Annotated in this window: 10 protein-coding genes; 2 read left to right on the forward strand and 8 right to left on the reverse strand. The window is 73.0% G+C overall.

Annotation, left to right across the window (positions count from 1 at the left end; translation table 11 throughout):
- Window positions 1-22: 22 nt before the first annotated feature.
- The 5 genes from SM418_RS08285 to SM418_RS08305 form a co-directional block, all read right to left on the reverse strand.
- Window positions 23-874 (reverse strand): ABC transporter permease, encoded by an 852-nt coding sequence (locus tag SM418_RS08285; RefSeq protein WP_371940071.1) that lies wholly within the window; start codon window positions 872-874, stop codon window positions 23-25.
- A gap of 12 nt (window positions 875-886) precedes the next feature.
- Window positions 887-1732: an MlaE family ABC transporter permease gene (locus SM418_RS08290; RefSeq protein WP_371940072.1), complete on the reverse strand. Its 846-nt coding sequence runs from the start codon at window positions 1730-1732 to the stop codon at window positions 887-889.
- Between the two features lie 119 nt (window positions 1733-1851).
- The gene (locus SM418_RS08295) at window positions 1852-3045 is read right to left on the reverse strand and encodes a cytochrome P450 (protein WP_371940073.1); all 1194 of its coding nucleotides are present in this window, start codon (window positions 3043-3045) and stop codon (window positions 1852-1854) included.
- Window positions 3046-3216: 171 nt separating this feature from the next.
- Entirely contained in the window at window positions 3217-4413 is a 1197-nt protein-coding gene (locus SM418_RS08300) for a cytochrome P450 (RefSeq protein ID WP_371940074.1), read from the reverse strand.
- Complete coding sequence (locus SM418_RS08305) at window positions 4410-6080, reverse strand: N-acyl-D-amino-acid deacylase family protein (protein WP_371940075.1); 1671 nt, start codon at window positions 6078-6080, stop codon at window positions 4410-4412. The genes SM418_RS08300 and SM418_RS08305 overlap by 4 nt, the downstream gene beginning before the upstream one ends.
- A gap of 146 nt (window positions 6081-6226) precedes the next feature.
- Here SM418_RS08305 and SM418_RS08310 point away from each other — a divergent pair, with 146 nt between their 5' ends.
- Together SM418_RS08310 and SM418_RS08315 are read left to right on the forward strand one after the other, a co-directional pair.
- Complete coding sequence (locus tag SM418_RS08310; protein ID WP_371940076.1) at window positions 6227-7699, forward strand: aldehyde dehydrogenase; 1473 nt, start codon at window positions 6227-6229, stop codon at window positions 7697-7699.
- Window positions 7696-8031 carry a hypothetical protein gene (locus SM418_RS08315; protein WP_371940077.1) on the forward strand — a complete coding sequence of 112 codons (336 nt, stop codon included), beginning with the start codon at window positions 7696-7698 and terminating at the stop codon, window positions 8029-8031. The genes SM418_RS08310 and SM418_RS08315 overlap by 4 nt, the downstream gene beginning before the upstream one ends.
- A 59-nt stretch (window positions 8032-8090) precedes the next feature.
- Here the strand turns inward: SM418_RS08315 and SM418_RS08320 are convergent, their stop codons facing one another.
- The 3 genes from SM418_RS08320 to SM418_RS08330 are packed head-to-tail and all read right to left on the reverse strand — an operon-like array spanning window position 8091 to window position 13611.
- Entirely contained in the window at window positions 8091-8807 is a 717-nt protein-coding gene (locus SM418_RS08320) for a hypothetical protein (RefSeq protein ID WP_371940078.1), read from the reverse strand.
- On the reverse strand, window positions 8804-12364 hold the full coding sequence (locus SM418_RS08325; protein WP_371940079.1) for an indolepyruvate ferredoxin oxidoreductase family protein: 3561 nt from the start codon (window positions 12362-12364) through the stop codon (window positions 8804-8806). Before SM418_RS08325 ends, SM418_RS08320 begins: the two co-directional genes overlap by 4 nt.
- Window positions 12361-13611 carry an amidohydrolase family protein gene (locus tag SM418_RS08330; RefSeq protein ID WP_371940080.1) on the reverse strand — a complete coding sequence of 417 codons (1251 nt, stop codon included), beginning with the start codon at window positions 13609-13611 and terminating at the stop codon, window positions 12361-12363. Before SM418_RS08330 ends, SM418_RS08325 begins: the two co-directional genes overlap by 4 nt.

Below are 13611 nucleotides of genomic sequence, written 5' to 3' on the forward strand. Positions count from 1 at the left end.
CGCCTCCAGGCGGGGGAGGACGTCAACCGGTCAGGCTCACCGTCCCGCCCTGGCCCCAGAAGATGTAGGAGAGCAGCAGGTTCACCATGACGATCGCCACCATCGACTCGCGGATGGCGCGCCCGGTGGCGATGCCCACGCCCACCGGGCCGCCGGCGGCGGTGAAGCCCCGGTAGCAGTGGATGACCATGATGATGAAGGCGAAGACCACCACCTTGACGACGCTGTAGAACACGTCGATCGGCGGCAGGTAGAGGTGGAAGTAGTAGTCGTAGATCCCCGGGGAGACCCCGAAGAAGCCGACCGAGATCAGCTTGGTGGCGAAGAAGGCGGCGAACAGCGCGATCAGGTGCAGCGGGATCAGCGCGATCAGCGTCGCGACGACCCGGGTGGCCACCAGGTACGACAGCGAGTTGATGGCCATGGCCTCCAGCGCGTCGATCTCCTCGGAGATCCGCATCGCGCCGATCTCGGCGGTGAAGGCCGCGCCGAGCTGGAAGATCAGCGCGATTCCGGCGATGATCGGGGTGACCTCGCGGACGTTGGCGTAGCTCGCGACCAGGCCGACCAGCGACTGCGCGCCGACCCGCTCCAGGCCCGGCACCGCCTGCAGGCCGACGGTCGTGCCGGTGAAGAACGACATGAAGAAGACGACGAACATCATGCCGAGGCCGACGACAGTGGCGCCGACGCCGGCGACGATGTCCGACACCTGGCGGAACACCGTCCTGAGGTGCCGTCCGCGCAGGATGTCCACCGCCGTGATGTGGAGCAGCCGGCCGACGAAGATGAGGAAGTCGTTGATGCCCTCGGCGGTGGGGCGCACCTGGATGGCGGCGGCGAGCCGGCGGGTGCGGGGGGAGATGGGCAGCATGCGGTCACACCTTCACGTCCGGGGCGGGAACAGCACGTAGGCGAGGGTGGAGATCACGTAGTTGGCGGCGAACACCAGCAGCGCGGCGATGACGACCGCCTGGTTGACCGCCCGGCCCACCCCGTTGGGCCCGTACGCGCAGTTCATGCCCTTCCAGCAGGCGACCGAGGCGGCGATGAAGCCGAAGACCCATGCCTTGAAGAGCGTGATCACGAGGTCGGACAGCCGCAGCAGCGACGTCGCGCCGTCGAAGTACGAGCCCGGCGTGACGCCCTGCTGCACCACGTTGAAGTAGTAGCCGCCGACGACGCCGGCGAGGATCACGACCGAGCACAGCATCGCGCCCACCGTGCTGGCGGCCCACAGCCGCGGGGTGACCAGCCGGTGGATCGGGTTGATCGCCATGACCTCCATGGCGTCCAGTTCGTCGCGGATCCGCCGGGCCCCCATGTCGGAGGTCATCGCCGACCCGCCGGCCCCGGAGATGAGGAGCGCCGCGGCCATCGGCGCGACCTGCGTCACCAGCGCCTGGACGACCGCGGCCCCGGTGCCGGACTGGGCGCCGATCTGCCGGACGATCTGCCCGACCTGCAGCGAGATGGTGCCGCCGAGGGGCAGCGCGATGAGCATGACGGGCAGCGCCGTGACCCGGGCGATGAAGTAGCACTGCTCGATGTACTCGCCCCACCACTGCCGGACGTTCCAGGTCTTGCGGAAGCCCTCGATCGTGGTGACGAAGAGGACCCCGATCTGGTGGACCGTGCCGTCCGCCCGCCGCCGGAGGAAGTCGCGGCCGGCCGCGACGCCCCGGCCGGCCCGCGGGCCGATGCCCGGCGATGCCCCGCTCGATCCCGCCATTCAGCGCTCCCGGCCGCGTCGGACCTTCCGTGTGGGCCACGTCACACCCGAGAAGGTCGCGACAGCATAATCAGTTGATCACGGCGTTGTACATAAGTAAGTGAGTGTTTGTTCGCGTTTCACCCGATGGTGATCGGCAGGGTCTCCCAGCCCCGCATGGTCGAGGTCGGCGCGAGCCTGACCTTGTCCCACTCGACGTCCCACTCGGGGAAGCGCCTGAGGATCTCCTCCAGCGCGATCCGGCCCTCCAGCCGCGCCAGCGCGGCGCCCAGGCAGTAGTGCACGCCGTGGCCGAAGGTCAGCAGCTGGCCGTTCGCGCGGTGGATGTCGAACCGGTCGGGCTCGGGGTAGCGCCGGTCGTCCCGGTTGGCCGCGGCCACGATGAACAGCATGGCGCTGCCGGCCGGGACCGTCCGGCCGTGGAACTCCACGTCCCTGGCGACGTACCGGGCGATGGAGTGGCCGGTCGGCTCGTAGCGCAGGAGCTCCTCGATGGCGCCCGGGATCAGCGACGGGTCCTCGACGAGCTCCCGGCGCTGGTCGGGATGCCGGGCCAGCACGGACCCGCTCCATCCGATGAGCCGCCCGGTCGTCTCGTTCCCGGCGCCGGCCACCACCGTGACGTAGGTCAGCACCTCGTCGCGGGTGAGCTTGCGCGTCGTGCCGTCCTCGTCCTGGAACTCCGCGTCGAGCAGCTCGGTCATCAGGTCGTCGGAGGGGTTCTTCGCCCGCCAGTCGATGTACTCGCCGATCATCTCGTTGCTGAGGACGGCGCCCCCGCTGAGGTCGATCTGCCCGCCCTCCTCGGTCCGCAGGAAGTCGTCGACCGTGTCGCGGATGGACGCCTGGTCGGACTCGGGTATCCCGAGCAGCATGCCGATGACGCGCATCGGCATCTCGGCGCCCACCTCCGCGATGAGGTCGAACCCGTCCTCGCCGACCAGCGGGTCGAGGACGCGGGCGCAGAACCTCCGGACCTGCGGCTCCAGCTCGGCGATCCGGCGGGGCGTGAAGACGCGGGCGAGCAGGCGGCGGTGGATGTCGTGGATGCGGGGGTCCTCGAAGATCAGCGTGCCCGGCGGGATCTCCATGCCGGACTGGACGATCTCCAGGATGTTGCCCCGGGCCGAGGAGAACGTCTGCCAGTCCGGCAGGCCGCGCTCGATGTCGGCGTACCGCGTCAGCGCGTAGAAGTCGTGCCGCTCGTTGTAGTAGAGCGGAGCCTCCTCCCGGAGCCTGCGGTAGACCGGATACGGATCCTTGACAAGGGCGGGGTCGTAGGGGTCCCAGTAGACCGTGCTGTCGGTGCTCACGTGCGTCCTCCGGCTCCCGCTCCCAGCCCGGCGCGAGGCAAGGCCATACTCCAGATCAGGCATCGATGTATCCGATTTTGAGAGTAGCGTTCTCACATTAGAGACGAAGAAGCCCGCATGTGGCAAGGGTCTCTTTCGTGCGAATCGGGGGCGGGGCCGGGCCGCGAGGGGCTATGCGATGCGCACCGGCAGCGAGTCCCAGCCGCGGACCGTGGACGTCGAGGCCAGCCTGGCGCCGCCCTCGTCGACCTCCCACTCGGGGAAGCGCTTGAGGATCTCCTCCAGGACGATGCGCCCCTCCAGCCGTGCCAGCGCCGCGCCGAGGCAGAAATGGATGCCGCGACCGAACGTGAGGGGCTGGTTGAACTCCCGGTGGACGTCGAAGCGGTCGCCGTCCGGGTAACGCCGGTCGTCGCGGTTGGCCGATCCCACGAGGAAGAGCATGGCGCTGCCCTCGGGCACGACCCGGCCCCGCACCTCGACGTCCCTCGCCACGTACCTCGCCGTGTGGTGGGCGGGCGGCTCGTAGCGGAGCAGCTCCTCGATGGCGGCCGGGATGAGCGAGGCGTCCCCGGCCAGCTCGCGCCGCTGGTCCGGGTGGTCGGCCAGCACCTTCCCCGTCCAGCCGATCAGCCGGTTCGTCGTCTCGTTGCCGGCCCCGGCGACGACGCTCACGTAGGTGAGGATCTCCTCCCGGGTGAGCCGGCGGCGCGTCCCGGTCTCGTCCTCGAACTGGGCGCTGAGCAGGTCGGTCATGATGTCGTCGGACGGGTTCTTCGCGCGCCACTCGATGTACTCGGCGAACATCTCCATGTGGGCCATGAAGTCCGAGGGGTCCATGGGCTGCCCGGCCTCGGTGCGGAGGGTGTCGTCGACCTGGTCGCGGATGCCCTCCTGGTCCTTCTCGGGGATGCCCAGCAGCATCCCGATGGTCCGCATCGGCACCTGCGCGCCGAGGTGCGCGATGAAGTCGAAACCGCCGGAGCCCACCAGGGGGTCCAGGCTGCGGGCGCAGAAGGCGCGGATCTTGGGTTCGAGCGCCGTCACCTTCTTCGGTGTGAACACCCCGGACAGCAGCCTGCGGTGGACGGTGTGGATCGGCGGGTCCTCGAAGATGAGCGTCCCCGGCGGGATCTCGACCCCGGCCTTGATCAGCTCCAGCATGCCGCCCCGCCCCGAGGCGAAGGTCGCCGGGTCGGTCAGCCCCCGGTCGACGTCCTCGAACCGGGCGACCGCGTAGAAGTCGTGCTGCTCGTTGTAGTAGAGCGGAGCCTCCTCCCGCAGCCGGCGGTACACCGGGTAGGGGTCGGCGTTGACGGCCACGTCGTAAGGGTCGTAGTACACGCCGGTCGCGTCGGTGACGGTCATCCCTGTCCCTTTCCCTGAACGGCGCTCGCCGCCGAAATGAGCGCGCCGGGGGCGACCCCGGCGATGTCACGGCCGCCGGAGCGGGTCGCCACCCCGTTGACCCACGTGTGCTCGACGCCCGTGCTGCGCACGATGAGCCGGTCGGCGCCGCCGGGCTGGTCGGCCACCCGTTCGATGGGCGTGGTGCCGACCGTCCGCGGATCGAAGGCGACCAGGTCGGCGTGGAAGCCCTCCTTCACCAGTCCGCGCCCCGCGATGCGGAACGCCCGGTGAGGATGGCCGGTCAGCCGCCAGACGGCGCGCTCCAGCGTGATCGCCTCGCGCTCGCGGACCCAGTGCCCGAGCAGGTGGGTGGAGAAACAGGCGTCGCAGAGCTGGGTGGCGTGCGCGCCGGCGTCGGACAGGCCGAGCAGCGTGCGGTCGTCGGCGAGCAGCTCACCGACCTCGTCGTCCCCGTCGTTGTCCAGGACGATGCGGAACCGCGTGGCCATCCCGTCGCTCAGCGCCAGGTCGAGCATCAGGTCGAAGGGCGTCGTGCCCCGGTCGCGCGCCAGCCGGTCGAGCGGGATGCCGATCGCGTCCCGATGCGCGCCGGTCTCCTCGACGCTGGTCTTCGGCCAGCGGTGGCTCCAGGTCTCCAGCGTCGCCTCGCGCGCGCGGCCGCGCCAGGACGGGTCGCGGTAGAGGTCCGCGCGCTCGGCGCGGGGCCGGGCCAGCACCTCCTTCCAGGCGTCGATCTCCGCGAGCGGTCCCGGGTCGGCCATGCCGATCTGCATGACGATCGGCCGGCAGGCGATCTGGGGATAGACCTCGCCGGGCAGCGCGGCGGCGCGCTCGACGGTGCGGAGCGCGGCGCCGGGCCTGTCGGCACGCGCCACCAGCGCGGTCCAGGTGACCGGGACTCCGTGCCGCACCGCCAGCTCGGAGAACTGGCCGATGAACATGCCGGGGCCGATCGACACCTGGACGATGCCCCTGCCCAGCTCGCCGAGCACTGACGCGATCTCCTGCACCTCGTCGGTCTCGGCGAACCGGCTCGGCACCGGACGGCCGTAGGCGCCCTGGTGGGCGGGCTGCCGCGAGGTCGAGAAGCCGATGGCGCCGGCCTCGACGGCCTCGCGCACGACCCGGCGCATGGTGGCGATCTCGGCGGCGGTGGCCGGCCGCTCCTCGCCGCCGACCACGTACAGGCGCAGCGGCGAGTGGCCGATGAACGCCCCGACGTTCAGCCGCTTGCGCCGCCGGTCGATGGCGGCCAGGTACTCGGGGAAGGTCTCGAAGCACCAGTCGATGCCGGCGTCGAGCGCCTCCATCGACATCCCCTCGACGTTCTCCAGCGTGCGCACGACGGTCTCGCGGTGCGCCGGGAGCGTCGGCGCGACGCCGAACCCGCAGTTGCCCATGACCACGCTCGTCACACCGTGCCAGCTGGACGGTGTGAGGTCGCCGTCCCAGAGGATCTGCGCGTCGTAGTGGGTGTGGACGTCGATGAAGCCGGGGGCCAGGACCAGCCCGTCCAGGTCGACGACCTCGGTGCCCTCGCCGGGCGCGAGCTCGCCGGGCGCGCGGACGGCGGAGACGCGGTCGCCCTCGACGGCGACGTCGGCGGGCCGGGCCGGGCCGCCGGTGCCGTCGATCAGCGAAGCCCGGCGAAGGAGCAGGTCCATCGGCACTCCGATCGGTTCCGCTCGCGGCGGCGCCGCGGCCGCCGCCGAGCTTCGAACAAGTGAGCCTTCACATACTTGCGCTAGCGTAGCGGGCGTTCACTTACTTTGCTATGGTGTGGCCTCCTGAGCCGATCGCGGGAGGCAGCGTGGACGGCCGGCTGATGCACCGCCGCGGGTTCTTCGTCGACGGCGCGTGGGCGGCGCCGGCCGGCGGCGACCGGCTCGGCGTCGTCTCCCCCGCGACGGAGGAGGTCGTCGGCGAGGTCCCGGCCGCCACGGCGGCCGACATCGACCGTGCGGTCGGCGCGGCGCGCTCGGCGTTCGACGACGGGCCGTGGCCGCGCATGGCACCGGCGGAGCGGGCCGAGGTCCTGGCGCGGGCCGCCAAGGTCCTGCGCGGGCGCGAGGCCGACATCGCCGGGATCACCGTCGAGGAGACGGGCTGCGCCGTCAGCCAGGCGCCGCGCGCCCAGACCGGGATGGTCGCCGCCCTGTTCGACTACTACGCCCGGCTGATCACTGATTTCGAGTTCGAGCGCGAGGTCGTCGCCGGTGACCGCACCGGCCTGGTCACCGCCGAGCCCGTCGGGGTCGTCGCGGCGATCGTCCCCTGGAACGCCCCGGTCACCCTGGCCGCCTGGAAGACCGCGCCCGCGCTGGCGGCGGGCTGCACCGTGGTGATCAAGCCCCCGCCCGAGGCCCCGCTGAGCAACTTCGTCCTGGCGGAGGCACTGGCGGAGGCGGGGGTGCCGCCGGGCGCGGTCAACGTCGTCCCCGGGGGCCGCGAGATCGGAGAGCACCTGGTGACGCACCCCGGCACCGACAAGGTCGCGTTCACCGGGTCCACCGCGGCCGGCAAACGGATCATGAGCCTGTGCGGCGAGCGGGTGAAACGGGTCTCCCTCGAACTCGGCGGCAAGTCGGCGGCCATCGTCCTCGACGACGCCGACGCGCCCGGCCTCATGCCGGGCCTCGTGGCCGGCGCCATGCACCTCTCCGGGCAGGTCTGCGGGGCCCACACCCGCGTCCTGCTCCCCCGGTCGCGCTACGCGGAGGCGGTCGAGGCCGCCGCCGCGGCGGCCTCCGCCGTGCCGGTCGGCGACCCGCACGACCCTGCCACCGTCGTCGGGCCGCTCGTCGCCGAGCGACAGCGCGAACGGGTCCTCGGCTACGTCTCCCTGGCCGAGGACGCCGGGGCCCGGGTCGCGGCGGGCGGCGGCCGCCCGCCCCACCTGCCGCGGGGGTGGTACGTCGAGCCCACCGTCCTGGCGGACGTCGACAACTCCATGCGGACGGCCCGCGAGGAGATCTTCGGCCCCGTCCTCTGCCTGATCCCCTACGACGGCGAGGACGAGGCCGTCCGCATCGCCAACGACTCGCCGTACGGCCTGTCCGGCGGCGTGTGGACCGGCGATCCGGCGCGCGGCCTGCGGGTCGCACGGCGCGTCCGGACCGGGAGCATCGCCGTCAACGGCAGCTACCCGCCGTTCCCGCTCGTGCCGTTCGGCGGTTTCAAGGAGTCCGGGCTGGGCCGCGAGCTCGGCCCCGAAGGGCTGCGGAGCTTCCTCGAACCGCGCAGCATCGGGCTCCCCGCGTCGCTCCGGTCGGCGAGCCCGTGACGGCGCCGTCCTCCCCGCCGGGCCCTCGGTCGGACGAGGAGTTCCTGCCGGCGACGCTCGAACGGGTCCATCCGTGCCCGGCGCGCTCCGACTACGTCGAGGTGTGCTTCACGACGCCCGGCGGCCCGTTCAAGTGGTGCTTTCCAGAGCCGCCGCACCGCCGGGAAGGACCCGGCGGCCCGCTCGCGCTGACGCTCGGACGCTACGGCGTGCAGGCCCACGAACTGCCCGACGGCGCCCTCGGGCCCGCGCTGCCGAGCTCCTCGGCGCTGCCGATGATCCTCGCCGGGGCGGAGGTCCGCGTCGCGCGCAGGCTGGTCTCCGCAGGCTGACGCGGAAGCCGCGCCGCCTCGGCCGGCCCGCGACCGGCCTGCGACCGGCCTGCGACCGGCTAGGCCGAGAGGACCTCTTCCCGGACCGCGAGGAACCAGGACTCGCGGAAAAGGTCGCCACGGACGGGTCCGGGAAGGTTCTCCCGGAACCACTCGATCCTCGCCCGCAGGCCCGCCACATCGTCGAAGTAGACCTCGTTCACGGCGTCGTACGGCCAGGCGACGCGCGGAAGCGGGTGGTTCTGCACGTAGGCGAGGCCCTTGACCAGGTCCGGGATGGCAGCCTGCCCACCCTGCTGCCCACCCTGCGACCCGCCGACCCGGCCGGAGTGGCCGCGCCACCGTTCGGAGAACTCGGCGGGGGTCAGCCCGGCGGCCCGCACCGCGACGGCCATGTGCTTCAGCTTCTCGCCGCCGTCCCGCCACCGCCGGTCGAGCCAGCCGGAGCCGCGCATGACGGACTCCTCGGTGACCAGCACCGGGCTCCGGACCGGGTCGGCGACGCGATCGGCCCGGCGGGACAGCCCGCCCGGGCCGCCGAGCCATCCCTCGAACCGCCGCAGGTGACCGGCGTCGGCGAACCACTCGACGGCGAGCCCGTCATGCCTCGGCTCCGGTCCGGTGAGGTCGGGCAGGGTCGTGCACACCGCCACCCGCGACGGCCTGACGCCCGGCGGCGCGTCCACGGCGCCGGCGGCCACGTGCCGCCAGACGGCCGGGAACCGCCCGGCGGGCACGTCCGTCCGCCTGGTGACGAACTCGATCCGTTTGATCACGTGCCCGCCCCTTCGACGGCCTCGCGCCAGGCGGCCACGGCGTCCTCCTTGATCGGGCCGTAGCCCTTGATCGACATCGCCGAGGCGGCGGCGCGGACCAGCGCCTCGTACGGCACGGCGGACGGCACACCGGACGGCGGCCCGACCATCTCGCCGATCAGCCGCTCGTACTCCTGGACGACCGCCCGCTCGGTGCGCCGGTCGGGGTGCGCGCCGAAGACGTCCAGCGGGGTCCCCCGCAGCCGCCTCATCCGGGCGAGGACGGGGAAGGCGAGTGCGTAAGGCCAGGTCAACGGTAGTTTCCGGGTGAGGCCGAGCCGGCGCAGCAGCGGCGGGTGCAGGTGGTAGGTCACCGAGTACGGGCCCTCGATCCCGAGGTCGCGCGCGATCCGGCCGTAGTCGGCCTTCAGGTGCAGGCGGGCCACCTCGTACTCGTCCTTGTAGGTGAGGAGCTTGAACCACGATTCGGCGACCGCGCGGGTGAGCGCCCAGTCGTGCTCCGTCCCGTCCCGCCGCGCCGCCCGCTCGACGAGGTCGAGGAACCGCTCGGCCCGCCGGACGTTCTGGTAGTCGATCGCCTGCGCGGCGCGCCGGGTGAGGTGTTCGCGCAACTCTTCAGGCAGATCGCGCTTCCCGACCAGCCCGGCCGCCGTCGCGAGGGCCTCCCGGGACGGGTCGAAGATGGCTCCCTGCCCCTTGCCGCCGGCGCTCTCGGCGGCATCGAGGGCCGCCTCGACGGCCGCGGGGTCGTGCATCGCCCACCGGCCCCACTCGAACGCCTCGCGGTCGGCGGCGGACGCCCTGCCCCGGCGCCCGATCGCCCGGTCGACGTCGGCCAGCGCGACCGGCAGGCCGCCGAGCTGGAACGCCGCGCCGAGCAGGACCACGTTCGCGAGGAGGTGGTCGGCGAAGACCGCCTCGGCGATGCGCCCGGCGTCGAGGAAGACGACGCGGTCCTCGCCGACCGTCTCGGCGATGGCTCGTTCGAGGCTCGGGACATCGGGTGAGCCGAGGTCGCTCTGCAGCATCGCCGCGGTGGGCGTGACGCCCCGGTCCACGACGGCGATCGTCCGGCCGGGACGGACCTTGGCGAGATGGTTCGCGGCGGCGGCCTGCAGGATGTCGCCGGACAGGTAGAGGTCGGCGCCGCCGCCGTGCACGCTCGCCGAGCCGAGGGCGTCCCTGGTCTCGGCGAGGTGGAGGTGCGAGGCCACGGCGCCGGCCTTCTGGGAGAGCCCGGTCTGGTCGATCCCCCCGATCGCCAGCCCCGCGGCCTCGGCCGCGGACGCGATGAGGCGGTTGGCGGTGACGACGCCGGTGCCGCCGATCCCGGTGAAGTAGATCCCGTACCGACGGTCGATCGGCGGCGCCACAGGGGCCGGCGGCGAGCCCGGTGGCGGCTTCGGCCGCCCCCGGGGCCGGTTCCGGGCCGGGGCCCGCGTCCCGCGCCGGCCGCGGCGCTTCGGGGTGATGGTCACGAACGACGGGCAGTCGCCGTCGAGGCAGCTGTAGTCCCGGTTGCAGGACGGGTCGTGGATCCGCCGCTTCTCGCCGAACTCGGTGGCGTGCGGCAGCACCGACAGGCAGTTGCTCTTGACGCCGCAGTCGCCGCAGCCCTCGCACACGGCCTCGTTGACGACGACCCGGTGCGGCGGCTCGGCCAGCAGCCCGCGACTGCGCAGCCGACGGGACTCGGCCGCGCACCGCTGGTCGTAGATGATCGCCGTGACGCCGGGCACGCGCCGCAGCTCCTCCTGCACCTGCGGCAGCCGGTCGCGGCCGTGCACCCTGACGCCCGGCGCCCAGCGGGCCCCGCGTCCGTAGCGCGCGGGGTCCTCGGCGCAGACCACGATCCTGCGGACGCCCTCGGCCTCCAGCGCCCGGGTCAGCGCGGGGACGTCCATCAGGCCGGTGACGTCCTGGCCGCCGGTCATGGCCACGGCCGCGTTGTAGAGGATCTTGAAAGTGATGTCGGCCCCGGCGGCCACGCTCGCCCGGACGGCGAGCGTCCCGGAGTGGCTGAGGGTGCCGTCGCCGAGGTTCTGGACGAGGTGCGGGTCGGCGACGAACGGCGCGAGGCCGATCCACGGGACGCCCTCGGCGCCCATCGGGGTCGGCGGGAGGCTCCGCAGGCCCGCGTTGCGCGCCTCGAAGTACATGATCCCGTGGCAGCCGACTCCGCCGCCGGCCAGCGCGCCGTCCGGGACGAGCGTGGACCTGTTGTGCGGGCATCCGCTGCAGTACCCCGGCGCCCGCGCCGGGAGCGCCAGCAGCGGCAGCCGCGTCCGCTCCGCCGGTCCGTGCTCGGCCGGTCCGTGCTCGGCCGGTCCGTGCTCGGCCGGTCCGTGCTCGGCCGGTCCGCGGTCCCGTCGCGGGCCGAGCGCGGGCATGACCCGGGTGAGGATCGCGGCCACGGCGGCGGGGTCGAGCTCGCCGACCGACGGCGCGAGGACCTGCCCGGAGCGGTCGCGCTTGCCCGCGACGGGCACCCGGCTTCCGGCCTCGTGCAGGACGCCGCGCAGGTGCGTCTCGATGAACGGCCGCTTCTCCTCGATGACGACCAGCTCGTCCACCGAGCCGGCGAACTCCAGGACCGTCTCCTCCACCAGCGGGTACGTCATGCCGAGCTTGAGGATCCGCACGCCCGCGCCGGCCAGGTCCCCGGCGCGGACTCCGAGGTCGGCGAGGGCCTGGACGACGTCGAAGTAGGTCTTGCCCGCGCACAGCACGCCGAGGCGCGCCCCCGGCTCCGCGCCCACCACGCGGTCGAGCCCGTTGTGCCGGGCGTAGGCGCGGGCGGCGCGGAGCCGGTGCTCCACCACCAGCGCCTCCTGGTCGGGCACGGCGTGCGGGCCGATCCTCGCGAGCGGCCGGTGCCGCCACGGCCGGCCGTCGACGATCACCCAATCCGGGTCGCTCGGGGCGTGCCGGGCGGGATCGAGGTCGACGGTGCCGATGCCGTCGGCGACCGCCGTGACGATCTTCAGACCGACCCACGCCCCGCAGTACCTGGAGAGCCGGAAGGCGTGCACGCCGAGGTCGATCACGTCCTGCTGGTCGCCGGGGAACAGGACGGGAACGCAGGCGTCCTCGAAGGCGTGGTGGCTGTCGCAGGTCAGCGTGGACGACTTGGACGCCGGGTCGTCTCCGCAGAACATGACGACGCCGCCGTTCGGTCCGGCGCCCATCGCGTTCGCGTGCTTCAGCGCGTCCCCGCTGCGGTCGAGTCCCGGGCCCTTGCCGTACCAGGCGCCGGCGACGCCGTCGACGCCGTCGTAGTCGACGGCCGCGCCCATCTGGCTGCCCCAGACGGTCGCGGCGGCGAGTTCCTCGTTGAGCCCGGGCCGGTGGACGATCCGGTGCGCGGCGAGGGCGTCGCCGAGGCTCTCCAGGGCCAGGTCGAAGGCGCCGAGCGGCGAACCGGGGTAGCCGGAGACCATCGTGGCGGTGGTCAGGCCGTCCCGCTCGTCCAGCCGTTGCCGGAGGAGCAGCAGGCGCGCGAGCGTGTCGACCCCGGTGAGGACCTCCCCCGGTCCGGGGCGGGGAGAGTCGGTCACGGGTGGACCTCGGGGTTGACGTAGGCGAACTTCCCGCCCTTGATGACGGCCCGGCGCAGGGCGGGGCGCTGCAGGACGGTCACGTCCTCGGTCGGGTCGCCGTCGACGATGACCAGATCGGCGAGGAAGCCCTCCCTGACCTCGCCGATGTCCAGCCCGGCGACGTGCCCCATGTTCCGGGTGGCCGTGTGGAGCGCCTCGACCGGAGTCATGTCCACGAGTTCGACGTACCGCTGCAGTTCGGCGGCGTAGGTGCCGTGGCGCGTCCACTGGTGGCCGAAGTCGCCGCCGGACAGCAGCCGTATGCCGGCCGCCTTCAGCTTGTGCAGGCCGTCCACCTGGGATCGGAACTCCTCGTGGTAGCCCGACGCGTCGATCCGCTCGGGGGTCATGCCCCACGGCTCGGCGTGCCCGCTCACCATCGCGTAGAGGTAGTGCAGGCCCGGGCAGACCCAGACGTCGTCGCGCCGGGCCTCCAGCGCGCCGAGCGCCTCGTCGTCGAGGAAGCACGCGTGATGGATGATCCGGACCCCGGTGCGCGCGGCCATGGCGACGCTCGCCGACCCGCGGGCGTGGACGGTGACGAACGCGCCGTGCCCATCGGCCTCCTCGACGGCGGCGAGCAGCATCTCGTCGTTCATGTAGACGTCCTCGGACGGGTGCTCCGGGACGACGCCGTCCCCGGAGATGAAGAGCTTGAGCGACCGGACGCCCATGTCGCACTGCCGGGCGACGATCTCCCTGAGCTGCCGGGCGTCCGCGGCGACCTCCATCAGCTCGCCCTCGGACCCCAGCCCGCCGGCCTCGGCGATCATCGGGCCGCCCGGCACGATGCGCGGCCCGGGGATCAGGCCGCGCTCGATGCCGTCCCTGGCGAGCAGGTCGTCGAGCGGCTGGGTGGTGCCCGCGCCGATGATGAAGGTGTAGCCGCTCTCCAGGAACGTCCGCACCACCGCGGCGACGTCGAGCATGTGGGCGCCCGCCGGCGCCGCCGCGACGCCGGCGTGGTCGAACACGAAGTCCAGCGGCCAGCTGATGTGGGTGTGCGCGTCGCCGAGGCCGGGCAGCACGGTGGCGCCGCGCAGGTCGGCCACCCGGGCCGAGGCCGGGTCGACGTCGAGCCGGCCCGGCGCGACGCGGGCGATGCGGTCGTCCTCGATGAGGACGTCACCGTCGAAGGGTCTCTCGGCCGGATCGCCGGAGCAGGTGAGCACGCGAGCGTTCCTCAGCAGCGTCCGCTCGGTCAT

Source organism: Actinomadura chokoriensis (genome assembly GCF_041463665.1).
Taxonomy (GTDB): domain Bacteria; phylum Actinomycetota; class Actinomycetes; order Streptosporangiales; family Streptosporangiaceae; genus Spirillospora; species Spirillospora chokoriensis_A.